This window comes from Nocardiopsis sp. TRM 82005, assembly GCF_056312425.1.
This window is the reverse complement of record NZ_JBWDTQ010000041.1, coordinates 1-22,989: the sequence shown is the minus strand read 5'-3', so window position 1 is coordinate 22,989 and position 22,989 is coordinate 1. Positions and strand designations below refer to the sequence as shown.

Below are 22,989 nucleotides of genomic sequence, written 5' to 3'. Positions count from 1 at the left end.
CCTTCCAGGACAAGGACCTCCGCCATGCTCGCGATCGCCCACAGTGAGCTGATCCAGATCTTCCGAAACCGGCTGGTGCTGGTCACCGCGCTCGTTGTGCCCGCTGCGACCAGCGCGTTCTACATGTACCTGCACGAGCGCATCCCGGCACTGGACCTCGGCGCCGTCGCTGCGGTGCTGCTGTTCCTCGTGGTGGCGATGGGGCTCTACACCACCGCTGTCACCACGCTCGCCTCCCGCCGCCAGAACCTGTTCCTCAAGCGGCTGCGCTCCACGGCGGTGGACGATCCCCGTATCCTCTCCGGGCTGCTGATTCCGGTCACCGCCATCACACTCGTCCAGGTGGCCGTGATCCTGACCGTGCTGTCCGTGGTCGCCGACCCGCCGGCCAACCTTCTCCTCCTGGCGGTGACCGTCCTCACGACGGTGATCATGATGCTCGGCCTGGCGCTGGCCACGGCCGGGGTGACCAACTCTCCCGAGCACGCCCAGGTGACCACGCTGCCCGTCCTCATCGGCGTCCTCTCCGTGTCCGGGTGGGTGGGGTTCACCGGTACCGAGGAGCTCACCCTGCTCAAGCGGCTGCTCCCCGGCGGTTCGGCCGCCGAGCTGGCCGTCAACGCCTGGAACGGCGGCGTCCCGGTTGCGGACTCCCTGTTCCTCCTTGCCCCGGCCCTGGCCTGGGTCGTCGTCGCCGTCACCCTCGCCGTCCGCGTCTTCCGCTGGGAACCCCGGCACTGACCGGGTTAGTCATCGGCGGCCTGCTCCGCGGCCGTCGTGAACCGCAGGGCCGGTGGCTCCTAGCCGACACGGGGGCCGTGCCCCCGTCGAGCCCCGGCCAGGAGACCACCGAAGCGTTCAAGAGAACAAGGAGTCCTCCGTCATGTCCACAGAGCACCCCGCCCACCCGCACAACCACGTCCCCGCCGCAGGCACCCCACCGGTGCGTCCGGGCTGGCCCGAGATCGTGGTCGGCCTGCTCGCCCTGTCCGCCGCCGTGGTCGCGCTCGTGTTCCTCGGCCCGGCCAGCCCCCTGGACCCGGGCCCGGTGGCGTACGGGCTCGTCGTGGCCGCCTGGTCGGGCGTCGCCGGACTCGTCGGCTTCACCGCGGCCGCGGCGGTGCGCATCCGCTCCCTGGCGGCCTTCGGCATCCGTCGCACCACCTGGCGCTGGATGCTCACGGGTGCGGTGTGGGGTGTGATCGCGCTCGTCGTCAAAGGTGCGCTGGTCCTCGCTATCACCGCCCTGACCGGGTTCGACGACGACCCCCAGGGCATGTACTACGACGCGGCCGGCGGAGGCGCGGTCGCCCTGATCCTGACCATCCTGTTCCTGGCCGTGCTGACCCCGATCGGCGAGGAGTTCCTCTTCCGCGGTGTCATCACCAACGCCCTGCTGCGCTACGGGCCCGTCGTCGGGGTCCTCGGCAGCTCGGCGATCTTCGCGCTCTTCCACGGCATCAACATCGTCCTGCCCGCGGCTTTCGTGGTGGGCGTCATCGCCGCCGAGGTGATGCGCCGCAGCGGGTCCATCTGGCCCGCGGTGGCCGTCCACGCCGCCAATAACCTCGCCCTTCCACTGTATGTGCTCATCACCGGAACCACCGGCCCAGCCTGATTCTCTACTGGCCCGACCTGATCCACCTCGCACTCGGGCCGCGGCGACCGCTGGATGTCGACGCGGCGTGGGCGGCCCGTGGAGGTGGAGCAGTGGTGACGCCCAAGGCGTAGCCGCGGGCGAGGACGAGGCCGTCTCTGCGGTCCGAGGACGAGGCCGCCGGAGAACGACCACCCCACCTTCGGGTCGCTCAGGTAACAGGGCAGCGGCGCGGTGTCGTCGTACTGTCGGTGTGCCTCCACGGACGACCCGTCGGTGGCGGTCCCGTCGGCCAGCGACAGGTAGCTGCCGTCCGGCAGCACCGCCAGCCGGGTGGCGATGATCCGGCGCGCGGCCTCGTAAGCGGGCAGGTACCCACGATCCCCGTCAGGTGCTGTCCTGGAACACCATCGACCACCTCCTCGAACACGAGCCGGACGTGAACGCGCACGCGTACTGCGTCAACGCCGTACCGCAGGAGGGCTGATGGGACACGCAGACCTCCTCATCCGATGGCCGCAGGTTCGAATCCTGCCGGATGCGCCACAAGACTCCAGGTCAGACGGAGGGAGCGAGTCGAACAGGCGAGGCGCCGGGCCTGTATCAGGGCCTGACGTGCTCCGCGTGTGCTCCCTACATACCGTCTAGCCCGGCGGAGGTCGGCCGGATCGGCCCATTCGGCGGGCGGGAACAACCGCCAGTCCAGGGGGACCGAGGCCGCATCGGTGACTGCGTGCAGGCTCACCCCCACCTGGCACAGCGACTTCTTGCCCGAAGCACCGCACCACTGGCGCACCGCCCCTGCTGAGTGGTGTCCGGCCTTGGGAAGGAGGTGTCGTCGATCACCCACGCATGGGGACTGAGGGCCTGGGTGAGTTGGGTGGCGATCCGGCGCCGTACGGGGGTGTGGTCCCAAGGGGAAGAGGTGACGAACTGCTGGAGGGCTTGCATATCGCCGTCAGGCAGGCGTTCGGCCATGGGTTGGATGGACTTACGTCGTCCGTCCAGCATGAGTCCGCGCAGGTAGCGATTGCCCTATGACCGGGAGTCCTTACGGGGGATGGATGCGAGGACCTCGGTGTAGAACGCGTCGAGGTCCTCGCGGAGTTCTTCTACAGCTGCCAGGTCCACCCACCCATCATGGCGGAACCGGGACCAGAAATCAGGAACTTAACAAAGTACTACTAGCGGGGCATCAACCGGGAGACTCTGCGCAACTGGGTCGCCCGTGCCGAGGTCGACGCTGGTGACCGGCCCGGCACCCGCCATGATCGCCAGTAGATCTTGCTACCAGCACCACTTGGCCCCAAGGCACTGAAACCGGCGCTGCGCGCAAGATCAGCGCGGTTCAGCTGGATGATGGTCGGTCGGTGGGGCGCAGGATGCCCGTTCATCAGTGCGTCGGCTCCAGTTCGGTGACGACCATTAACCAGGACACCGATCACGGCGCCGGATTCAGCGACTGAGCCGATGGCAACCTTCGCGCGGTGAGGGGCTGCGGCCCATAGCTCTTCCTTGCCTTCTCTCACGGAGACGATGGCACTCCGAGAGTGCCGGAGCCTCCCGGAGTGCCGTGATGCGGTGCTGTGCGCATCAGTCGGTGATCCACGAGTCGTGGGCATCCCGCACATAGCCCTCAACCGTGCCCGTGACGCCGATCGTGCCGTCGGTCATCACGGAGAGTTGAAGCTGGGCGAAGTCGTTGACGTCGCCCTCCTCGTCGAGGATCGGCAGCGTCATCTCGACGGCGTTGTCCGGGTCGGCTGCCGATGCGGCGCAGCCGCGGACGACGGTGATCGTTGAGAAATCGTCGCTGACGTAGGAGCCGGACTCCGGTGCGGACTCGTCGAAGTCCGACACGGGGTGAGCAACGCCGCCAGGGCTCGGAAGGTCGAGTGCCTGGATCAGGCGGTCGATCTCCGGCTTCTCGTGCTCGTCGAAGTCGTCGAGGTAGCGGTCGATAAGTGTCTGCCCGGTGTCGCCCTCCTGGTATGTATGCGCGACATCGGAGGGCAACAGTCCTTGCATCTCGAGGGTTGTCCTGATGTCTATTGCGCTGTAGCCCTGTTCGACGCGGTGCGTGATGATCTCGTCGACATCCGAGACGACCTCGTCCATCGACGAGGCATCATTCACAGCGAGGATGGACTCCTCTGCGTCGGCCCTCTTGTTTTCGGCAGAGCCCGCCTCGATGAGGGAGTCTGCCCCGCCGGTGCCGTAAGTGATGGCGAGGTCCACGGCGCAGTGTTCGACGCCATCGATCTCGCGGGCAGTGGTCACGATCTCGTCGACGACGAGGTTCTCCGCCTCGGCGCCCATCGCCTCGCGCAGATCGTCGGGGGCGCGGATGATCATCTCATTCGCGGGCCCGACGCCGTTGGTCTGGAACTCGAACACGGTGCCTGACGTGTCTCCGCTGTCGGGAGCGTCCGGGGTATTGCCTCCAGCACAGCCTGCGAGTGCCAGACTCGCGACAACTCCGAGAACGGCGGGGGGTGAGGGATTCTTCGCTAGTTTCATGTGTTGTGTTCGCCCACAGGTGTGGGGCGCGGCTCCTTTTGACCGGTGTTCTCTGAGGGGGTTTGCCGGGGCATTCGGCGCAACTATCAAATTCATAATATACATGCAGCACCGCGCATAGCCATATCCTCAAGGCTTGTCTCTTCGTGAGTCGCTGGCCGGGCCCACACGGTCTGCTAGGGCCTGTTCTCTAAGTCAGAGTCATTCGTTGATGGCAGCGATCTGGACGGTGGCCTCGTAGCGAAGCGCGAGCTTGTCATAGCGCGTGGCCACCGCCCGATTGCGTTTGAGCCGGTTGATCCCGCACTCCACCGCGTGCCGAGCCCGATAATCGACCTTGTCGAAGGCCGGCGGGCGCCCGCCCCGCCCCCCTTTGCGCTTACGGTTACGCACTCGGTCGGCGGGTTCGGGAATCGTCGCTCTGATCTTGCGTCTGCGCAGGTAGGAACGGATCCTCTTCGAGCTGTAGGCCTTATCGGCACGCACCCGCACCGGACGGGTGCGCGCAGGCCCACCCCGCCGATGTGCGGCCACCCGGATACGCTCCATCACCGGCTCGAACTGCGGTGCGTCTCCTCGCTGACCGGCCGTGATCACCACCGACAGGGGTTTTTGACCCTGATCACAGGCCAGATGAATCTTCGTGGTCCACCCACCGCGTGAGCGGCCCAAAGCGTGATCGTCGGGCTTGACCCTTTCGTGACCTGGACCTTCCCCTTTTGCGGCGCTGGGGCTCCGGCGGCGTGCTGGTGGGCGCGCACGATGGTGGAGTCGACGTTGACCTGCCAGGTGATCAGGCCCGCCGCGTCAGCGACCGACTGCAACGAGGCCAGGATTCGCGCCCAGATGCCGTTACGACTCCAGCGGCGGAAGAGGTCGTAGACGCTCTGCCAGGGGCCGTAGCGTTCGGGCACCTCTCGCCAGGGGGCGCCGACCCGGGTCCGCCAGCGGATGCCGTTGATCAGTTGGCGTTTGGACCGGGTGGGCGGGCGTCCCGTGGTCGCAGTGGGCAGGTGGGGTTCCAGGAGCGCCCATTGGGCGTCGGTGAGGTCACCGCGCCCGGGTTTGGGTAGAGTCACAGCGAAGCCTTCGGTGGGCTCGGTCTTCTTGGTCGTTGACTCGTCTACCGAAGGCTTCGCTTATGTGTGGGGGCGGCACGCCTGGTGTTACCGGATCGGTGTTTTGTCCCTGATCACACCAGTTACCAAACAGGCCCTAGCAGGACGCGTCCGGGGGAGGTCGCGCCCGTACCGTCGGCCAAACCGACCGCTCCCGCGACCACTGCGGCCATTCCGCCGAGACCAGGCACTGTTCTTTGGTAGTGAAGGTGTGGCAGGACCTGCCCTGGCAGGCTTGGTGAACGTGCCCGGACGTCATGAGCCCACCGATGCGCCCAAGGGCAAGAAGTGGGCCGACCACCGCAAGGTCGTCAACGCGATCCTGTTCCGCGCCCGCACCGGGACCCCCTGGCGGGACCTGCCCGAACTCTATGGGCCCTGGGAGGCCGCCGCGGGACGCCACCGCCGCTGGTCCTTGGACGGCACCTGGCAACGCATCGCCGGTCGGCTGCGTATCGACGCCAACAGCGGCCAGGAACTCATCGTGATCAGCGACTCCACCAGCGTGCGTGTCCAGCAGTACGCCGCCGGAGCGGTGAGAAAGGGGACACCGTCCGGGACGAACCGGACGGGCGTGAAGCACTCGGACGTTTCCGAGGTGGGCTGACCACCAAGATCCATCTGATCGCCGACCAGTATCGGTGTCCGCTGTTGGTGGCGACCAGTCCTGGTCAACGTGGGGACGCTCCCATGTTCGAGTCCTTGATGGCCGGCCTGCGGTTGCCGCGCACCGTGGGTCGGCCGCGTACACCCGCCCGGATCGGGTCTTGGGCGATAGGGCCTATTCCTCGGTGGCCAACCGGGCCCATCTGCGCCGACGCAAGGTCAAGGCGACCATCGACCAACCCCGGGACCAGCGTGAACACCGCAGGCGTAAGGGTTCGGCGGGCGGTAAGCCCTCGGCTTTCGTCCGGGCGGCCTATCGGGTCCGGAACACGGTGGAGCGGGTGATCAACCTGCTCCAGCAGAACCGGGCGGTCGCGACCCGCTATGACAAGCGGGCCGCGATCTTCGACGGGACCGTGCAGGTGGCCCCGATCCGGCCCCGACGGGTCCCAGCGTGGCTGCGCGTAACGTCCGCGCCCCAGTTGGGCGGCCGGATGTGGGAAGGCGACCGTCTCGCTCAGGTAGTCCTCCCCGCTCGCACCCTCCGCCCTCGGCTGCTGGGGGCGGAAGCGCCGAGACAAGCGGGACACCTACTCCTTCGGCTCGTTCCGCGGCCGGTACGAGGTGTTGAACCACACCCCCGCCAACAGGGTCGCCCCGACCACGATCAGCGCGATCGCCCACGACCCCACCGGCGCCATGGCCGTCCCGCACGCACCGGACACCATGTTGGGCGGCGCCTCCCCCAAGGCAAACCACCCGTAGGATTCGTCACCGCTGGACGGGGCCCACCAGCCAGCCCCGCACGACCCGCCGGGGACCAACCCGAGGGCCCCGCCGCCGGCGATCAGAGCGGCGGCCACCGTGCGGATGATCTGGACAGGGGACATGGATCTCTCCTCAACGCAGGGGGTTTCCATGTTGGACGCTCCCCCTGGTTGCCGCCACCCCAGGAAGGACACCTCCCCTTGGCCACACCGCCACGTAGGCGACCTCCCAGGGCGGTGTGGGCCTTGACGGACTCGATGCAGCGGTTCCCATGGAACCGGCCGCCGTGGAAGACCGCGTCCGGGTCGCAGACGCCGAGGGTGGTGTCACCTGAGAACCAGGTGAGTCCGACTGTGAAGGGCCGTCGGCGTCGACCTTGTTCCACGCGGTCAGGATGGAGACCCTCACCAGGGTCTTGAGGTGCTCAGCGGTGATGCCGTTTCCCGGGACCGCCGTACGGGCGTGGCGCCGCACGGATCTTCCGTGAACGGCACCCAGTGCTGCCATGGCCGCGTCAGGATGGGCATATGCCCCAGCAGAGGTTCGAGAACCAGGGTGGCCCGCCCATGCCGTCGTTGGGCGCGCACGTACTCCTCCTCGACGGCGGCAGGGTGTTGATGGTGCGACGTGCCCCCGACAACGTCTACGCCCCGGGGCTGTGGCACGCCAGCGTGGCCGGGAAGGTCGATGCGGGAGAGGACGTCATACTGAGGGCTTCTGGTGACGGGCATGCCGGCTCCTGCTGTGCTCACCGGCGGTCAGTGGCGGCACCTGCGTCGCTGGCTGCCTGCTCCGGCTGCGGTGACCAGGTGCGGTCTGGTGCGCTGGCGAGGTGGGAGTTGATGCGGCCGAGCAGGGCGAACAGCTGCGCGCGCTCGCCGTGGTCGAGCGGGGTCATGATGTGCTCGTTGACGCCGTCGAGGACGCGGTCGAGCTCGGCGAGGCGGTGCTCGCCGTCGTCGGTGATGGTGATGACGTTGCGGCGCTTGTCAGTCGGGTCGGGGGCGCGGCGGACCCAGCCGCCGTCCGCGAGGTCGTTGAGGATTGAAACGAGGTCGCTCTTATAGATCCGGGTGTGGCTGGAGAGGGTCGCCTGGCTCGCGGGGCCGAACTCGGCGAGGGCGGCGAGCACCACGAAATGGTCCTTGTGGGCGCCCACCGCGCTGAGCGCGTCGCCCGCGACGCGCCGCATCTGGACGGCCGTCATCCCGACGAGGCGCGAGAGCTGGCCCTTGAGCCGTTCAGAGGTCTCGTCGCCGTGGTCGAATCGCAGTTCGTCCCTGGTCTCCATGCGGATAGCCTACCCCGCTTGCGTTAGTGGAACTAACGATATATGTTCATTAGCGAGAAAAACGTTAGTGAACCTAACTAATTGAAGGTGGCTGTCATGACCAGCACCGAAACCCTGATCCGCGAACTCTCTGACCGCGCCGAACTGGCCGACCTGGTCGCCCGCCACAGCCTGTGGATCGATGAGGGCCGCTACGACGAGACCGACCGGCTCTTCACCGAGGACGTCGTCGTCAAGTCCCTCCGCGGGGAGGCCCGCGGCATCGAGGCGCTCATCGAACTCGTGCGCTCGCGCCACGACGAGTACGTTCGCACCCTGCACAGCAAATCCAACCTTGTCATCGAGGTCGACGGCGAGACCGCCACGGTGCGGGCCCACGACATCGCCGTCTTCGTCATCGATGACAAGACGGAGGCCGTCGCGGCCGGGATCCACCGCTACGGGGGGCGCCGCACCGAGGACGGCTGGCGCTTCGACCGCCTCGAAATCACCCCGGTCGCACTGACCGAAGCCCTCGACCGGGCCCTCTAGGCCGCGCTCAAGAATGAGGAGGCCTCCCGTTGAATCTGTTGTGCTGCAACAAGATTCGCCAACGGGAGGCTTCCTTGCCGGGTGGAGCAGGACGTGGCGGTCTGACCGACAAGCAGTGGGAACGGCTGCGCCTGACCTGGGACGTCAGCGTCGACTCGACCACGGCGCGCGCCCACCAGAGCGCAGACAGAGTCGGCGTCAACCGACTCAAGGACTTCCAGTCCGTGGCCGCGCGCTACGATGCGCCTACGGTGGGGTGTGCGGGCCGCTAACACGCCTGGGCGGCTCCCCGGGCAGGGGCGCGGGGCGGGGTTGGGACGGGCGCGGCGTTACAGGGCCGCGTTCGCGCCCTGGCGGGGTGTCCCCGGTGCGGACCCACCAGGGGCACGGACCGGCAAAATGCTCCGGGAAGTGCGTCCCTAGCTGTACTGGACCTTGCGCTGGGGAGCACAAACGGAGCACACACGGGTCGTTGATTGCGTTCGATGGCATCTCGCGGGACCCTCGTGCGATGCTCTACAGTCCTTCGTCCGAGCGCCAGAGCAGGACGCTGTTGAGCACAGACACCACGGTCAGTGGCCACAGAGACAAGGCCGCGCAGACCAGTGACGTGATCCGGGCAACCACCCCCTTGCACAATGACAGCAACACCGCCGCGGCGGACAGGTCGAGGGACCTCGTGACGAGGTTCGTATTCTCCATGTAGTAGGAGCCCATGCTCAGGTAGAACGGGACGCAGATCCACGCCGCGAGTACGCAGAACAGCAGGAGACGGCTTCCCAGAAAGGCCCTGCCAGGGGGGAGACTGGCGCGTCCATGCCTTCTTGTGGCAACCACTCGCGCGCCAGCAGCGAGGGGCGCCGCACCTCGGGTCGGTCGGTCATGTCCTACTGTCCCGCCACGAGGCCGCCGAGGCAGTCGGAGGTCTGATCGTCCTCGAAATAGCCGGAACGGCCTGTCTCCTCGTCGGGGGCGAGACGGTTGCCCGAGGTCGTGCCGGGATTCTCGGGGTCTGCGAGGAACTTATCTTCGTGCGGACGGCACACCGAAAGGACCGTCCAAGCCCAGGCCCCGGGCATCGTTGATCCAGTCGTCGCCCGCGATGACGTGGGTGAGACGACACGGGGTTGGTGTTCATCCAGGCCGATGGGTCGGGGAGGGGGAGGGCATCCGGGGCCGGTGACGCGGTGGTTCACCCGGATCGCGAAGGCGGCGGGGCCGCCGCCGATCCACCTGCAAGAGAAAGGGATCACGGCGGTGGTGCTTCCCCTGGCCGTCGACGGCCTGGTGTACGCCGCGTCCATGGTGATTCCGCATACCGCTCGCGTGGGCGTCAAAGCCCCCTGGCTGGCTTGGCTGCTGTTGTGGGTGGAGATCAACGCCGCTTTGGCGGTGAATGACGCCCATGGGCGGCGGAAGGTAACCGGCATCGACCAACAGGCAGTGCGCGCCTACCAGGAAAGCGTGCGTACGGGCGCGACTCGCGCGGATGATGCGGGACAGCGAGTCTTGTGCTCCCTTGGATGGGATTTACGGCGAGTGCAGGGTGGTGGTGGCAGTATGGAGGGCCGTGCCACTCGCGGAGCCACGGGGTTATGGGACGGCACAGCGTTCCGTAGGGTGCTCGTCCACCTGTACTGGGCCTCGCGCTGGGGAGCATACACGAAGCGTTCCACGGGCCGAGCGAGGCTCGATGCCTCGCCTGTTCGATTCGCGCACCCGTATGAACTGGGGTTTTGTGGCGCCCCGGCAGAACTCGAAGCTGCGGACGTCGGATGAGAAGTTAGCTGGTTCGCTGTCGCCACATGTCATTTCGTACCGTTTTATGCCGCTCCGTCCGATCGGTTATGCCGTTCGGTGCCACGCGATGCTGTCGTGTGCCGTGTCAGTGCGGAACTGCGGAGTATGAGCGGGGCACATATCGGTGGCTGGTGGAGTCCGATGGCACCTCGTAAGGTTTCTCGGCGCGGGCGGAGTTGCGCTCCGCTTCCTGGGCTGACATGCGTATACGGTCGGAAGCGAAGACCTGGATCCGGCAGTGAGTTTTTCTCAGCGATAAGCGAGTCGGTAAGACGGGCGGACCTCACGATCATCCCGAAAGCAGACCCGGGTCCAGATCGGATCGGAGCGATCACCCAGACGGATCCGGCGCTTAACAACGCATGGAGATAGAACTCGCTGAGAAAACTCAGTGTGCCGCGCCAGTCGTCACCGGATGGTGGTTGGCCGTTGGTCGGCAACTGGGTTCTTGTTCAGCCGTGTCGAGAAAGGTTGCTTTCCGCCGGTCTCCCTGGCCGGTTCTGCTCCCCTCCCCCGCATATCGGAGGCAACCGCATGCCAAAGACACATCCACGACATGCGCAAACGCTGCATGCCCTACGGGTGCACCGCTGCTTTCGTACCGCGCTGACGGCCTCGATGGCCGCCGTCATCGCAGGTTCCCTGACCATGGTCCCCACCTCGGCCGCGGCATCGCCGTCGGAAAGCTGGGATGACACCGCCTACCGCGGCGAGGTCGAAGTCGTCCGCACACCGACCGGCGCCGCCGACGATTCGGCGCTGACCGGCCAGGTGTTCGTCGACGCCAACCAGAACAGCGTCAGCGATGGCGACGAGGCCGGTCTGTCCGGCGTCATGGTCACCAACGGCCGCGACGTGGTGCGGACCGACAGTGAGGGCCGTTATCAGCTGCCCGCGTTCGACAACATGACGGTGTCGATCACGCAGCCCTCGGGCTACCAGGTGCCACTGGACGAGTACAACATTCCGCAGTTCCACTACAACCATCTGCCCGAGGGGTCCCCGGACCTGCGCTACGGAGGCATGGAGCCGACCGGTCCGCTGCCGTCCGCGGTCAACTTCCCGATCATTGAGAGCGAGGAGACCTCCGCCGCCGCGCAGAGCTGCGTCATCGCCGGAGACCTGCAGACCTACGACAAGCAAGAGGTCGAGTACGCGCGCGCCGGTGCCATCAAGGACCTGTCCAACCGCGACGACTACGCCGGCTGCGGCACACTGTTCGTCGGGGACGTCGTTGGCGACGACCTGTCGCTCTACCCCGACATCAAGGAGCTGGTCAGCGAGACCAACGGCCCGGTTCGCTTTCTGCCGGGCAACCACGACCTCGACTTCGACGCTCCGAGCGCCGAGCACTCCTTCGACACCTTCCGCGCGCAGCTGGCGCCGGAGTACTACTCCTTCGACGTCGGTAACGTGCACGTCATCGCGCTGAACACCGTCGACTACCCGTGTACCGCGGCCGACGACAGCCCCGAAGGCATCGAGGAGCACTGCGCCGACCCGGAGGGCAACCCGGCGTACAACGGCCGAATCGACGACGACCAGCTCACGTGGCTCCAGCACGACCTGGACAACGTCGACCGTGACAAGCTCATCGTCGTCGCCGGCCACATCAGCCTGCTCAACTACGCTGACGAGGGATCCCCGGTGCACCAGGTCGACCAGGTCAACAGCGTGCACGAGCTACTGGAGGGCCGCAGAGCCGTGGCGGTGTCCGGCCACAGCCACAGCATCGAGAACCTCAAGACCGGCGACGACGTCGAAGGCTGGCGCGAGATCTTCGGTGTCGAGGGCCTGCCGTTCCCGCACATCACCGCGGGCGCGATCTCGGGTGACTGGTACTCCGGTGCGGTCGGCGAGGAGGGCTACCCGGCGGCGATCGGCCGCGACGGGGGCCGTCCTGGCCTGGTGACGCTGGACATCGAGGGCAACGAGTTCCGGGAGCGCTATACCGTCACCGGTGAGTCCGACGGCGTGCAGACGCAGTTGGGCATCAACAGCCCGACCTACCGCGAGTGGTTCGAAGAGCGTCAGGAGTGGAACGACAACCCCGTCGGTGAGGCCCCTGAACTGGACGAGCCCCTGGTGGTCGACCGCGCCGACCTGGCCTACGGCAGCTGGCTGACGGCCAACTTCTTCTTCGGCTCCACCGGCTCGACGGTCGAGGTCAGCATCGACGGCGGGCCGGGCCGGGAGGCCGCGCGTACCCAGCGGATGGAGGGTGAGGGCGTCAACGTCGGCGCTGAGTACTCCGACCCGTACGCGGTCTCGCAGCAGCTGGTGCACGGCGGCAGCATCGCCGACCGGACGATGCACCTGTGGCGGTTCGACCTGCCCAGAAACCTCCGCACCGGTCAGCACACCGCCGAGGTGACCGCGACCGACTCCTACGGCCGCGAGTTCACCGACGTCCTCGAGTTCGAGATCGTGGGGCGCCGGTAATCGGACTCCTCCGTTCGGAGGGCCGCCACCTGCACGGGTGACGGCCCTCCATCTGAGGACCGCTTCGAGGCGGCGCTGCGTCTGGGAGGCCACGGCGAGGTGCTGACCGGGCCTGGAGGAGCCGGTGAGGACGCACCCGCTGTGTGAACGGCTGGCCCCGCTGCGGATCCGTGCGTTTCATGAAGCGGGGCAGCAGTCGGAGGCGCTCGCCGCGTACGAGAGGGTTCGCGGCGCGTTCGCAGAGCGGTTCGGTCTCGCTCGCGGGGCCGCACTGCGGCGGGCCCACCTCGCCATGCTGCGCGGTGAACTCGACCCGCTGGTGACACGTTCGAAACCCGCGTGCCCGGGGGCTACCCGGGCAGCGGACCAGCTTCGTCGGACGGGACGCGGAGCCGGGACTGCTCGCCGGGCAGTTCCCGGCCGCCCAACTGGCGACGATCGTTGGACCGGGCGGCATGGGAAAGACCCGGCTGACCATCGAGGCGGTGACCAGGCACCCGGCTCACGACCAGGAGCGGGTACTGGCCGGGCGGTCGGCGATCTTTCCCGGCGGGGCGACGGCACCCGCCCTGGAGGCCATCTGGCCGGTCCGCACCACCACGGTCCTTTCGGCCCTGGCCGAGAACGGCGTCGCCATCGGTCCGCTGATCGCTCCAGCTCGTCAGGTCAGCGTCAGGCTGTGTGTTGACCGTGGACGCCCACCGCAGGGGAGGGGATCGCGGAAGGCTCGCGAGGACTCGGAAGGCTCCGCGGGCATGCCCGAGACCGAGGTGCACCCAGAGACCTGGCTCCACCTCGGTCCCCCGGTCCCATCGGCAGGGCGACGGAGTCGGCCGCGAACCTTCTTCATGAAGGACGCCCCGGTCGGACCAGGTCGAGGCCGGGGCGCCGACGTGCACTGCGACGAGATCCCGGCCTACATCTGGGAGAACAAGGACAAGGAGGACCCGGTCAAGCACCAGGACGACGGCATGGACACCACCCAGTACATGGCCGCCGAGCTGGACCTGAAAGGCGGACCAGTGAAGGTGTCCACGCCGACCGGGCACCGGGGCGCGGTCGGGGTGCTCAACCCGCTGGCGTTTCGGGTGGGGGGAGGGGATCGTATCAACCGCTAAGGAAAGCGATGAGGCGCCATGGCTGTTCGCTACAGGCCGACACAAGAGGGCCGGATACGCATTCAGGGTGGCCCTGAGACCAGTGTGCAGCAATTTCTTCATTTCTATCCCAAAAACACATTACAGGCTAATCCACTGCGTGTATTGTCATTCTGGGCTCCCGCAGTCGGCGGGGAGGATTGGGAGAGAAAATGACGACTCGCATGAGGCGGACTTTCGCCGCTGTCGCCGTCGCTCTGTCCTGCTTCAGTGCCACCACCATCGCTTCCGCGCCCGCCCATGCGGCAGCGAACGGCTGGGTCTACATCGCCTTCCCCTGTGGCTCGGCAATTGCCCCGGAGGAGGCAGTGTGGTCGGGTTCAACGTCGCCACCGGCCTGGACAACGCCGTGCTTGTGGCACAAGCAGGGTGGAGACCGTGGCCAGGGCCAAGCACACAGGTCTCTCCCCCTGCTCGGGGCTGATCGCGGGGTTGGGTGAGAGCGACGACGACCTGGTCGACGCCCTGTTCGCGCTGCACGAGCTGGCGCCGGACTCGGTGCCGGTCAACTTCCTCATGCCCTTCGAGGGCACCCCGCTGGAGGGCACCTGGGAGCTGACCCCGCAGCGGTGCCTGCGCATCCTGGCCGCGACCCGGTTCGTGTTCCCCGACGTGGAGGTCCGTCTGGCGGGCGGCCGCGAGATCCATCTGCGCTCCCTACAGCCGCTGGCGCTGCATGGCGCCATTCTCGACGAACGCGTGCTCGGAACCCTTTACCGGATCCGGGTCGGGTGTTCGGACTCCCAGCTGTCGTCACCGCCTGCCGACTCGGCACCGACGAGTTGCTATAACCCGCGATATTTCCCGCCCCGCCATCCTCCCCTTTCGCGTACGATCAGTCGTAGCATGTGGGGATGGACGATTCCAGCTACCACTTAAAGTACACCGAGCGCTATGTGCTCTTCAGCTACCTCGAAAAGATGCGCGACGCGGTCGTGCGCACCTCTGAAGGGCTGAGCGATGAGCAGTCGCGCAGGCCGGGAGTTTCCTCCGGAACCAATATACTCGGGATCATCCAACACTTGACGGGGGTCGAGGAACAGTGGTTCCAGCAGGTCTTCCTCGGCGAACAAGTACTCCCCGACAAGTCAATGCAGGTGCCGTCGGACGCCACCGGCGAACAGGTGGTGGCCGCATACCGGCAGGCGTGCGCGCGCAGTAACGAAATCGTCGATGCCTGTCCCGAACTGTCCACACGTGCGGCGGTACCCAACGCCGGCGAGGACAAGCGGGACTCGCTCCGGAACATCCTCGGCCACATGATCGAGGAGACCGACCGGCACGCGGGCCACGCCGACATCCTCCGGGAGCAGATCGACGGTGCTACCGGCCTTTGAGACAGGGCCCGGTCATCGGCGAAGCGGCAGTCGGCCCAGCCGACGCGTCCGGCTGAGCACCGGGGCCGGCCACGCCCCAACGGTGCAGCGACAGTCCCATCGACTGTGTGAGCGTCGCTGGCCCGCTGAAGCCGGGCCGGTTCACAGACTCACCGGAGCCCGGGGCACATGAGCCGATCCGACGGCAATCCTCGGGCCGCTGTCTATAAAGACAAGCATCCGGACTCTCACGGGGGTCAGGGGAAGCCCTTTCGTGTGGTGTCCGTGAGGCGGCTTCGAACTGCTCGGCCGTTGCGGAGTCCCGGAAGTGCTAGGGCCGACAGCATCCCCGCTGGGATGCCAGGGACCGTCAAGCGCCCGTCACACCGCCTCGGAGGTGTTCGGCCGTTCCTCACTGGCCACGGCCGCCAAGGGGCGCGCCCTGCTCGCCGCGCTCGTCGACGCATTCGCCGGTTGTCTGGCGGCGCTGGAGGAGTCGCCCCAGCAGTACCGCCGCGCCGGGCAGGGCGGCGACCAGGGCCAAGAGCCCATAGAGCACCGACACCGTCAGCCCTTCCTGGGAACCCAGCCCCGCCGCGCCGAACGCCAGGGCGGTGGCCGCCTCGCGCGGCCCCCAGCCACCGACGTTCACGGGCAGGCTCATCGCCAGCAGCGCGAGGACCAGCAGCGGCACCAGCTGGAGCACGGGCGCGGCGACACCCGCCAGGTGGGAGGCGACCAGGAACAGCGACACGTGCCCGGCCAGTGCGGCGACCGACAGCACCACCACCCGGGGCCCGCGCGCGAACAACCCGGCCCGGGCGTCGGCCCTGGCCGTGCACAGGGCGCGCCACCACCGGGGCTGGCGCGCACGACCCACGCGCAGTCCGACGGCGAACACCAGGGTGACCGTCGCGACCACCCCGGCCGTCAACCCGACGGCACGCAGCCCGGGGCCGAGCAGGGCGGTGGGCAGGGCGAACAGCAGTGCCGCGCCGGTGGCCGCCAGAACCGCCTGACCGGCCATCCGCTCCAACACCACGGCGCGCACGCCGCGGCCCATGTCACCGGAGTAGCGGCCGTGACTGAACGCGCGGTGCACGTCGCCGAGAACCCCGGCGGGGAGCACCGCGTTGAGGAACACGGCCAGGTAGTAGTCGGCGACCGCGCGCCGCAGCGGCAGCCGCAGCCCCACACCGCGCGCCACCGTCAGCCAGCGGGCCGCGGACAGCACGGTGGCCGCCGCACCGATGCCCAGCGCCGCCAGTGCCCCGCGGACGTCGACCGCCTCCAGGGCGTCGGTGAAGGCCTCGACGGGGTACCACCACACGACCGCGGCCAGGATGGCGGCCCCGGCCAGCGCACGAGCCCACACCGACCACCGGCGATGCGGTCGGCGGCCGGGGCCCTCGGCCCCGTACCGGACGGTTCCGTTCCCCGTGCCGGTCATGGTCGGCCGGCCTCCCCGGCCCCGGCGGTCTCCGACGCCCGAGGCAGGGCCAGCAGGTCCGTGTGGTGGACCACGGCCCTCAGCTCCCCCCGGGAACACGACTTCAGGCGGCGCGCCAGGTACTCCGCGCCGGGCAGCGACGGGTCCTGCTCCACGGCCGCGCCCACCCGGCCGCGCAGCCAGGCCCGCGTCAACTCCGCTTCGGCGGGACCAAGGCGCCACGGGCTCGGATAGGTTCGTACCCGTATCCCAGGTGTTCGAAGGCCGCGGCGGTATACCCCGCGGCGTCCGGGCCCAGACGGCCCTCCCGCCGCTGGTGGGCGTTGAAGGCCGCGGAGAAGGTCCGGTCGAGCGGGTCAGCGGGGGAGAGGTCCACCCGACCCGTCACCGACAGCGAGAACAGGGCAGGGCACCCCGTCGCCGCGACCGCTTCGGCGAGGGCTTCCAGTTCCACACGGGTGAACAGGTCCAGCAGCGCCGAAGCCACAACCAGCGTGACCCCGTCCAGGTCGGCGGCCCGCAGCGAGGCCAGGTCGAGCCGCCGCGTGACCACCTCGGTGGCGGGCAGGGCATCCCGGGCCAGGTCCAGCAGGGCCTGGTCGCGGTCGAGGAGCACCCAGCGCTGCGGCCCGGGCAGACGCGGCGCCAGCCAGCGCCCCAGCGCGCCCGTCCCGCACCCCAGGTCGGCCACCACCCGCCCGTGGCCGTGCAGGAGTGCGGGCGGCTCCGCGGCGCGCGCCACGGAGTCGGCGTCCTCCCTCAGAGCCAGCCACTGCGGTGCGAACGCCGGAACCCCGGTGGTACTCAACGCGACCCCTCCCGGTCCAGGACGGCGGCCATGTCCCGTGCCGCTCTCTCCCATCCTGTCAACCCCTCCCGCCGCAAGCGGGCGGAACGCCGCAGGCGCCCGCGCAGGTCCGCGTCGGTCAGCCAGCGGCGCAGCGCCCCGGCCAGCGCTGCGGTGTCCCCGGGCGCGGCGAGCAGGCCGGGGCGCTCTCCCCGGGGATCGCGTCCAGGGCCGCCTCCAGTTGGTCGCCGCACTCGCAGCGCAGCGCCCCCGAAGGCGTCCCCGGTCAGGCACCCCGAGTGTGCGCGGACCAGCACCTCCTCGGCGTCGAGGACCCCGCCGAACACCAGGGCCACGTGCTCCTGGCCGTCCACGGGGTCCCGGAAGGCCACCACGCGGAACGTTCCCCGCCGGGTGGCCAGGTCCGACTCCGCAACAGAAGCCGGATCCATGCCCTGTTCGCTCATACGTTCCCTCGTTCCACCGCGTGCCAGCGGCCACACACGCCCGGTGCCCTGCCCTCCGGGGAACGAAACCCTGAGGAGGGTGGGCACCGGGCGGGGAGGACGGGCGCTGAGGGGTGTGAGCTGCCACGGTCACCGGGCGGGAGGGGACCGGGGGAGCCGCGGGGACGGTTACTTGCCGCCGACCCCCATCATCCCCTGCACCAGGGAGCGGCGCGCGAACAGGTACATCAGGAACAGCGGCACGGTCGCCAGCACCACCGCGGTCAGCAGCCCGGGCACGTCCACGCGGTACTCGCCCTGGAACTCGAACAGGCCCATGGTGATCACCCGGCTCTCCTGGGACTGGGTGAGGATCAGCGGGAACAGGAACCCGTTCCAGGCCTGGAGCGCGGCGTACACGCCGATGGTGCTCAGCCCGGACCGCGACAGCGGCACCACGAGCTGGAGGAAGGTGCGCACCGAACCCGCGCCGTCCAGGGCCATCGCCTCGTACAGATCCTCGGAGATGTCGCGCATCGACCCCACCAGGATCAGCACGCACACCGGCAGCGCGAACGCCGCCGTGGGCAGCACGATGGCGGTCAGGGTGTCGTACAGCCCCAGCTCGATGATGATCAGGTACACCGGGATGATCACCGCCTGGGACGGGATCGCCAGCCCCATCAGGAACATCCGGAACACCCCCGAGGTCCACCGAGTGCGTGAGCGCACCACGGCGAACCCCGTCATGGCGGCGAGCACCAGCACGATCGCCACCACCGCGACGGTGACGATCGCGGTGTTGAGCACGAACCCCAGTACCCCGTTCTCGACCGCCTTGACGTAGTTGCCCAGGGTCGGGTCGGAGGGCGGGGTGAGCGGCCCCTCGACGGCGTAGTTCTCCGAGCGCTGCACCGTGGCCACGAGCAGCGCGTACAGCGGCACCCCCACGACCGCCAGCCACGCCAGCGCGCCCAGACCGCCCAGGACGTTGGGGCGCTGTCGGCCCGGCCGTCCCCGGAGGGCGGCGGGGCGCCGACCGCTGGGACGCTGTCGGGAGGAGGGCCTCTCGGCCGTATGGACGCTCACATTCCCTCCCGGGTGCTGCGCATGTTGCCGAAGCCGGTGAAGCGGATCATCAACAGGGAGACCACTGTCGCCACCAGCACCAGCGTGAACGCGACGGCGCTGGCGTATCCCAGTTCCCAGCTCCCGAAACCGGCCCGGTACATCAGGAACGGGACGATGGTGGTACTGGCCCCGGGGCCGCCTCCGGTCATGATGAGTACGGTGTCGAAGTAGGTCAACGAACCCACCACCATCAGCACCGACGACGTGGTGACGGTGTGCCGCAGCTGTGGCAGCGTGATGTGCCAGAACGCCAGCAGCCGTCCCGCCCCGTCGATCTGCGCGGCCTGGTACAGCGACGGCGGGATCTGCCGGGCACCGCCCTGGTAGAGCAGTATGTGCAACGGGATGAACTGCCACGCGCTGACGAACACGATCACCAGGAACGCGCTCGTCTGGCCGCCCAGCACGTCCACCGCCCCCAGGCCCAGGCGCGGACCCAGCCAGGCCAGCGGACCGAAGTTGGGGTCCAGCAGGGCCTTCCAGATGAGTGCGATCGCCGCCGAGGAGAGCAGCAGCGGCAGGAAGAAGATCGCCGAGAGCACAGCGCGGCTGCGCTGCCGACCGGCTGACCAGACCCCCAGCAGCAGGCTGATGGGGGTCTGGACGATCCAGGAGAGCGCGGTCAGCATCAGGCTCAGCCACACGGCCTGGCGCATCAGGGGATCAGCGGCCAGGCGCGACCAGTTCTCCATGCCGATGAAGCGGGGCGAGCCCAGCCCTCCCCAACTGGTCAGGGACAGGTAGGCCACCAGCACCATCGGCAGGGCCGCGAAGAAGGCGAAGTACAGCAGCCCGGGAACGGCCCACAGCGGGCCCGGCCGCCCCGTGCGGGGGGCGGCGGCCCGCGCGGCGGAGCCGCCGGGCGGGCCGCCGGGCCGGGGGCCCCGGAGCGGGCGGTCTCCCGCCCCGGAGCCTGCGGCCTCCGGGTTACCGGTCACGGTGTCACCGGTCGCCTGGCTGCTGGAGCGGCCGGTCACAGGGCCGCCAGTGCGTCGACGAACTGCTCGGGCGTGCTCTGGCCGTTGAACAGCGACTCGATCTCGGTGACCATCGGAGTGGCCACGTCCGGCGGCAGCGCCTGGTCCCAGGAGAGCTGGAAGTGCGGCGCGTCGCGCACCACCTCCCACGTGAAGGTGGCGAAGTCCGGGCTGGGGCTGTCGGCCACGGCCTCCTCGGCGTTGGTGGTGGCGGGCACCTCTCCGTTCTCCACCATGTCGGCCACGTACTCCTCCGACGACATCTGTTCCGTCAGGAACCGCATGGCCTCGTCCATGTGCTCGGTCTCGGCGCTCACGGAGAAGTAGTTGGTCGGGTTGCCGACCACGTTGTCGGGGTCGCCCTCGCCGCCCTCGATCGGCGGGAACTCCACGTACCCCAGGTTCTCCTTCGTGAACTCGGGGTCCTGGTCCAGGATGGTGGGGTACTCCCACGAACCCATCAGGTGCATGGCGGCCCGGCCCTCGGACAGCAGGGTGGAAGCCCCGCCCTCGGTGTAGCTCACCGAGGCGTAGGAGTCGCCGAACGCGCCGTTGTCCACCAGTTCCCGGACCATCTGGGCGGCCTCCAGGACGGCGGGGTCGCGCCAGCCCTCGGAGTCGCCCTCCACGATGTCGGCGAGCACCTCCGGACCGCCGATGCGGTCCACCAGGTACTGGAGCCACATCTGCTCGGTCCAGGGGTCGGCCCCGGCCAGGGCGAAGGGGGTGACCCCCTCCTCGTTGAAGGTGTCGACCAGGCCCAGGATGTCCTCCCAGGTCTCGGGGGGCTCGGCGCCGGCCTCCTCGAACACCGCCTCGTTGTAGAAGAGGACGACTGGCTGGGTGCCACGCAGCGGGATGCCGTACTGGGCGCCGTTCACCTGGCCCGCCTCCAGGATGGAGGGGACGAAGGAGTCGGCGAACTCGGGGTTGTCCGCCAACAGGTCGTCCAGGGGCTGGAGCATGTCCTGTTCGACGTAGGGCTCGATGCTGCCTCCGCCCCAGTTGTAGAACACGTCGGGCTGCTCACTGGAGCCCATCGAGGTGCGCAGGCGCTCCCTGTAGTTGTCGCCGGGGACCTCGTCGATGACGGCCTCGGTCTCAGAGGAGGCGTTGAACCGTTCGACGGCTCCCTCCTGCACCACGACCAATGTGTCCTGGTACATCCACACGTGCATGCGGTCGTCGCCGCCACCGCCACCGCCGCCTGAACAGGCGGTGGCGGCGAGAAGACAGAGCGCCGTCGCTCCGGCGATGGAGCCCAGGCGGGGGGTTCTCATGGCCACTCCTCTTTCGAAACTATCGGGGAGTATTTCGAAATATTTGCGCCTGAATGTACGCGGCGTGACGTGGAGCGTCAATACCCATGTGAGAAGTGGGTCACCTCAATATCCACAGCATGGCCACAACCGCGTAGGATCAGACATCGTGAGTGCAGACCCGACCCCCGACTCCGCGCGGAAGAGCCTCCCGGAGCCGGTCACCATCTCGAAAATTGCGGAAGCCGCTGGCGTTTCGGTGCCAACGGTCTCCAAGGTGCTCAACGGACGGGCCGACGTGGCCAGCGAGACCAGGGCACGCGTGGAGGAGCTGATCCGCCGCCACGGCTACCGGCGCCGCCGGGGGCCCGGTAGCGGACGGTCGTCCATGATCGAACTGGTCTTCCACGAGCTCGACAGCGCCTGGGCGGTCGAGGTCATCCGCGGAGTGGAGAGCGTGGCGCGCAGCGAGGGCCTCAGCGTCGTGCTGACCGAGTCCGGAGGCGCCCAGACCCCACGTGACGACTGGGTCGACGCCGTGCTCGCCCGCCAGTCCACCGCGGCGATCCTGGTCTTCTCCGACCTGGCTCCAGAGCAGCGCACACGCCTGACCGCCCGCGGCATCCCCTTCGTCGTGGTCGACCCGGCGGGGGACCCGGGACCCAGCATGCCCTCGGTGGGGTCGGCCAACTGGAACGGGGGCCTGGTCGCGACCCGCCACCTCCTCGAACTCGGGCACCGGCGCATCGGGGTGATCGGCGGACCCCGGCACGTACTGTGCAGCAAGGCCCGCATCGACGGCTACGCCTCGGCACTGGACTCCGCCGGCCTGAAGCCCGACCCCGCCCTGATCCGCTACGGCGACTTCCATGTCGAGAGCGGCCGCGACCGGAGCCGGGAGCTGCTCCAACTGGACGACCCGCCCACGGCGATCTTCGCGGGCAACGACCTACAGGCCATGGGACTGTACGAGGCCGCCCGCGAGCTGGGGATACGCATCCCCGAGGACCTCAGCGTGGTCGGCTACGACGACCTGCCGGTAGCTCGCTGGATGGGCCCGCCGCTGACCACCGTGCGCCAGCCGCTCACCGAGATGGCCGAGGAGGCCACCCGGATGGCGCTCACCCTGGCGCGCGGCTCCACCCCCGCCAACCTGCGCCTGGACCTGGCCACCGACCTGGTGGTGCGGGGCAGCAGCTCCCCGCCGCTCGTCACCTGAGCTCCGGCCCGGGCCGCGCCACCGGCCACGGGTCGGCCGGGAATCGGTCTTGCTCAGTCCGCCGTCAACAGCTCCTCCGGGACGACGGAGAGGGCGACCTCCCGGTGCGCGTCGTGCTCGGCCAGGCGCGCGACGAGGGAAGCCCGCACGTGGTGGTAGGTGTCCTCCCCGAGGGGCAGCCTCAGGGGCGTCTCTCCCCGGTCGACCAGCTCGACCATCGCGCGGACGATCCGTTCCGGATCGTTGGCCAGCCGAAACGTCCCGTCGGCGAGGGCCCGTCGGGTGTCGCCCGCCGGGCCCGCGTCGTACTCCTCCATGATCGGAGCGCTCTGCAGGGCCGCGCTGAACCCGGTCGCCGTCGCACCGGGCTCCACGATGGTCAGGCCGAGGCCGAACGGCGCGATCTCCTGGGCGACGGTCTCGCAGAAGCCCTCGACACCCCACTTCGACGCGTCTCCCAGACTCCGTGGACGATGTGGGGATCGATCTGGGCCTGGGCCACTTCGCGGTGCTCTCCGACGGCACCAAGGTGTCCAACCCGAGGTTCCTGCGCCGGGCCGGGAAGAGGCTGAAG

Annotated in this window: 22 protein-coding genes and 5 pseudogenes; 12 read left to right on the top strand and 15 right to left on the bottom strand. The window is 68.7% G+C overall.

Translation table 11 applies throughout. The annotated features are described in order from the left end of the window. The first annotated feature begins 24 nt into the window (after positions 1-24). Complete coding sequence (locus tag AC0T5L_RS25855) at positions 25-741, top strand: ABC transporter permease (protein ID WP_476168091.1); 717 nt, start codon at positions 25-27, stop codon at positions 739-741. A gap of 142 nt (positions 742-883) precedes the next feature. Further along, complete coding sequence (locus AC0T5L_RS25850) at positions 884-1,618, top strand: lysostaphin resistance A-like protein (RefSeq protein WP_476168090.1); 735 nt, start codon at positions 884-886, stop codon at positions 1,616-1,618. A 484-nt stretch (positions 1,619-2,102) separates the two neighbouring features. Here the strand turns inward: AC0T5L_RS25850 and AC0T5L_RS25845 are convergent, their stop codons facing one another. The 4 genes from AC0T5L_RS25845 to AC0T5L_RS25830 all read right to left on the bottom strand — a co-directional run bounded on the left by AC0T5L_RS25845 (position 2,103) and on the right by AC0T5L_RS25830 (position 5,196). Further along, a complete protein-coding gene (locus tag AC0T5L_RS25845) occupies positions 2,103-2,393 on the bottom strand; it encodes a transposase (RefSeq protein WP_476168089.1) in 291 nt (96 codons plus the stop codon). Next, the gene (locus tag AC0T5L_RS25840; protein WP_476168103.1) at positions 2,339-2,620 is read right to left on the bottom strand and encodes a transposase; all 282 of its coding nucleotides are present in this window, start codon (positions 2,618-2,620) and stop codon (positions 2,339-2,341) included. The genes AC0T5L_RS25845 and AC0T5L_RS25840 overlap by 55 nt, the downstream gene beginning before the upstream one ends. 570 nt (positions 2,621-3,190) lie before the next feature. Continuing rightward, entirely contained in the window at positions 3,191-3,994 is an 804-nt protein-coding gene (locus tag AC0T5L_RS25835; RefSeq protein WP_476168088.1) for a hypothetical protein, read from the bottom strand. 324 nt (positions 3,995-4,318) lie between these two features. Beyond that, positions 4,319-5,196 (bottom strand): IS5 family transposase gene (locus AC0T5L_RS25830; protein ID WP_476168087.1). Its coding sequence is split into 2 segments (ribosomal slippage): positions 4,319-4,815 and positions 4,815-5,196, totalling 879 coding nucleotides; the frame shifts between segments, so codons are not numbered across the junction. Between the two features lie 250 nt (positions 5,197-5,446). Here AC0T5L_RS25830 and AC0T5L_RS25825 point away from each other — a divergent pair. Further along, positions 5,447-6,305, top strand: a pseudogene (locus AC0T5L_RS25825) (IS5 family transposase); the annotation flags it as partial. 126 nt (positions 6,306-6,431) lie between these two features. Here the strand turns inward: AC0T5L_RS25825 and AC0T5L_RS25820 are convergent. Further along, positions 6,432-6,731: a hypothetical protein gene (locus tag AC0T5L_RS25820; RefSeq protein ID WP_476168086.1), complete on the bottom strand. Its 300-nt coding sequence runs from the start codon at positions 6,729-6,731 to the stop codon at positions 6,432-6,434. A gap of 626 nt (positions 6,732-7,357) precedes the next feature. Beyond that, positions 7,358-7,900, bottom strand: coding sequence for a MarR family winged helix-turn-helix transcriptional regulator (locus AC0T5L_RS25815; protein WP_476168085.1), 543 nt, complete (start codon positions 7,898-7,900; stop codon positions 7,358-7,360). Between the two features lie 96 nt (positions 7,901-7,996). Between AC0T5L_RS25815 and AC0T5L_RS25810 the strand changes: the two genes are divergently transcribed. Both AC0T5L_RS25810 and AC0T5L_RS25805 read left to right on the top strand, forming a co-directional pair. Continuing rightward, positions 7,997-8,431: a nuclear transport factor 2 family protein gene (locus AC0T5L_RS25810; RefSeq protein WP_476168084.1), complete on the top strand. Its 435-nt coding sequence runs from the start codon at positions 7,997-7,999 to the stop codon at positions 8,429-8,431. 74 nt (positions 8,432-8,505) lie between these two features. After that, a complete protein-coding gene (locus AC0T5L_RS25805) occupies positions 8,506-8,703 on the top strand; it encodes a hypothetical protein (protein ID WP_476168083.1) in 198 nt (65 codons plus the stop codon). 244 nt (positions 8,704-8,947) lie between these two features. Here the strand turns inward: AC0T5L_RS25805 and AC0T5L_RS25800 are convergent, their stop codons facing one another. After that, positions 8,948-9,133, bottom strand: coding sequence for a hypothetical protein (locus AC0T5L_RS25800; RefSeq protein WP_476168082.1), 186 nt, complete (start codon positions 9,131-9,133; stop codon positions 8,948-8,950). Between the two features lie 1,716 nt (positions 9,134-10,849). Here AC0T5L_RS25800 and AC0T5L_RS25795 point away from each other — a divergent pair. The 5 genes and pseudogenes from AC0T5L_RS25795 to AC0T5L_RS25775 all read left to right on the top strand — a co-directional run bounded on the left by AC0T5L_RS25795 (position 10,850) and on the right by AC0T5L_RS25775 (position 15,167). Further along, complete coding sequence (locus AC0T5L_RS25795; protein WP_476168102.1) at positions 10,850-12,673, top strand: calcineurin-like phosphoesterase C-terminal domain-containing protein; 1,824 nt, start codon at positions 10,850-10,852, stop codon at positions 12,671-12,673. A 124-nt stretch (positions 12,674-12,797) separates the two neighbouring features. Further along, positions 12,798-12,956, top strand: a pseudogene (locus tag AC0T5L_RS25790) (BTAD domain-containing putative transcriptional regulator); the annotation flags it as partial. Between the two features lie 172 nt (positions 12,957-13,128). Further along, positions 13,129-13,791, top strand: a complete 663-nt coding sequence (locus AC0T5L_RS25785; protein ID WP_476168104.1) for a hypothetical protein — start codon at positions 13,129-13,131, stop codon at positions 13,789-13,791. 405 nt (positions 13,792-14,196) lie between these two features. Next, positions 14,197-14,508: pseudogene (locus tag AC0T5L_RS25780) on the top strand (biotin synthase BioB); the annotation flags it as partial. A gap of 176 nt (positions 14,509-14,684) precedes the next feature. After that, positions 14,685-15,167 (top strand): DinB family protein, encoded by a 483-nt coding sequence (locus AC0T5L_RS25775; protein WP_476168081.1) that lies wholly within the window; start codon positions 14,685-14,687, stop codon positions 15,165-15,167. Positions 15,168-15,558: 391 nt separating this feature from the next. Here AC0T5L_RS25775 and AC0T5L_RS25770 read toward each other — a convergent pair whose 3' ends face one another. The 7 genes and pseudogenes from AC0T5L_RS25770 to AC0T5L_RS25740 all read right to left on the bottom strand — a co-directional run bounded on the left by AC0T5L_RS25770 (position 15,559) and on the right by AC0T5L_RS25740 (position 21,217). Next, a complete protein-coding gene (locus AC0T5L_RS25770; protein ID WP_476168080.1) occupies positions 15,559-16,596 on the bottom strand; it encodes a lysylphosphatidylglycerol synthase transmembrane domain-containing protein in 1,038 nt (345 codons plus the stop codon). Continuing rightward, the gene (locus AC0T5L_RS25765) at positions 16,593-16,790 is read right to left on the bottom strand and encodes a hypothetical protein (RefSeq protein WP_476168079.1); all 198 of its coding nucleotides are present in this window, start codon (positions 16,788-16,790) and stop codon (positions 16,593-16,595) included. Before AC0T5L_RS25765 ends, AC0T5L_RS25770 begins: the two co-directional genes overlap by 4 nt. Then, a complete protein-coding gene (locus AC0T5L_RS25760; protein WP_476168078.1) occupies positions 16,787-17,404 on the bottom strand; it encodes a class I SAM-dependent methyltransferase in 618 nt (205 codons plus the stop codon). The genes AC0T5L_RS25765 and AC0T5L_RS25760 overlap by 4 nt, the downstream gene beginning before the upstream one ends. A 196-nt stretch (positions 17,405-17,600) precedes the next feature. After that, positions 17,601-17,850: pseudogene (locus tag AC0T5L_RS25755) on the bottom strand (GTP cyclohydrolase II); the annotation flags it as partial. A 168-nt stretch (positions 17,851-18,018) separates the two neighbouring features. After that, complete coding sequence (locus tag AC0T5L_RS25750) at positions 18,019-18,918, bottom strand: carbohydrate ABC transporter permease (RefSeq protein WP_476168077.1); 900 nt, start codon at positions 18,916-18,918, stop codon at positions 18,019-18,021. After that, a complete protein-coding gene (locus tag AC0T5L_RS25745; RefSeq protein WP_476168076.1) occupies positions 18,915-19,937 on the bottom strand; it encodes a carbohydrate ABC transporter permease in 1,023 nt (340 codons plus the stop codon). Before AC0T5L_RS25745 ends, AC0T5L_RS25750 begins: the two co-directional genes overlap by 4 nt. After that, complete coding sequence (locus AC0T5L_RS25740; RefSeq protein ID WP_476168075.1) at positions 19,934-21,217, bottom strand: ABC transporter substrate-binding protein; 1,284 nt, start codon at positions 21,215-21,217, stop codon at positions 19,934-19,936. The genes AC0T5L_RS25745 and AC0T5L_RS25740 overlap by 4 nt, the downstream gene beginning before the upstream one ends. A gap of 205 nt (positions 21,218-21,422) precedes the next feature. Here AC0T5L_RS25740 and AC0T5L_RS25735 point away from each other — a divergent pair, with 205 nt between their 5' ends. After that, on the top strand, positions 21,423-22,415 hold the full coding sequence (locus AC0T5L_RS25735) for a LacI family DNA-binding transcriptional regulator (protein WP_476168101.1): 993 nt from the start codon (positions 21,423-21,425) through the stop codon (positions 22,413-22,415). 53 nt (positions 22,416-22,468) lie between these two features. On the opposite strand, the gene AC0T5L_RS25730 is transcribed toward AC0T5L_RS25735, so the two are convergent. Continuing rightward, positions 22,469-22,789: a hypothetical protein gene (locus AC0T5L_RS25730; protein ID WP_476168074.1), complete on the bottom strand. Its 321-nt coding sequence runs from the start codon at positions 22,787-22,789 to the stop codon at positions 22,469-22,471. Positions 22,790-22,887: 98 nt separating this feature from the next. On the opposite strand from AC0T5L_RS25730, the pseudogene AC0T5L_RS25725 reads away from it, so the two are divergent. Further along, positions 22,888-22,989: pseudogene (locus AC0T5L_RS25725) on the top strand (RNA-guided endonuclease TnpB family protein); the annotation flags it as partial.

What these genes read in the sequence shown, in the direction of transcription:
- AC0T5L_RS25855 (WP_476168091.1), top strand. Translation starts at nt 25, where the DNA reads ATGCTCGCGATCGCCCACAGTGAGCTGATCCAGATCTTCCGAAACCGG.
- AC0T5L_RS25850 (WP_476168090.1), top strand. Translation starts at nt 884, where the DNA reads ATGTCCACAGAGCACCCCGCCCACCCGCACAACCACGTCCCCGCCGCA.
- AC0T5L_RS25820 (WP_476168086.1), bottom strand. Translation starts at nt 6,731, where the DNA reads ATGTCCCCTGTCCAGATCATCCGCACGGTGGCCGCCGCTCTGATCGCC.
- AC0T5L_RS25815 (WP_476168085.1), bottom strand. Translation starts at nt 7,900, where the DNA reads ATGGAGACCAGGGACGAACTGCGATTCGACCACGGCGACGAGACCTCT.
- AC0T5L_RS25810 (WP_476168084.1), top strand. Translation starts at nt 7,997, where the DNA reads ATGACCAGCACCGAAACCCTGATCCGCGAACTCTCTGACCGCGCCGAA.
- AC0T5L_RS25800 (WP_476168082.1), bottom strand. Translation starts at nt 9,133, where the DNA reads ATGGAGAATACGAACCTCGTCACGAGGTCCCTCGACCTGTCCGCCGCG.
- AC0T5L_RS25795 (WP_476168102.1), top strand. Translation starts at nt 10,850, where the DNA reads ATGGCCGCCGTCATCGCAGGTTCCCTGACCATGGTCCCCACCTCGGCC.
- AC0T5L_RS25785 (WP_476168104.1), top strand. Translation starts at nt 13,129, where the DNA reads ATGGGAAAGACCCGGCTGACCATCGAGGCGGTGACCAGGCACCCGGCT.
- AC0T5L_RS25775 (WP_476168081.1), top strand. Translation starts at nt 14,685, where the DNA reads ATGGACGATTCCAGCTACCACTTAAAGTACACCGAGCGCTATGTGCTC.
- AC0T5L_RS25770 (WP_476168080.1), bottom strand. Translation starts at nt 16,596, where the DNA reads ATGACCGGCACGGGGAACGGAACCGTCCGGTACGGGGCCGAGGGCCCC.
- AC0T5L_RS25740 (WP_476168075.1), bottom strand. Translation starts at nt 21,217, where the DNA reads ATGAGAACCCCCCGCCTGGGCTCCATCGCCGGAGCGACGGCGCTCTGT.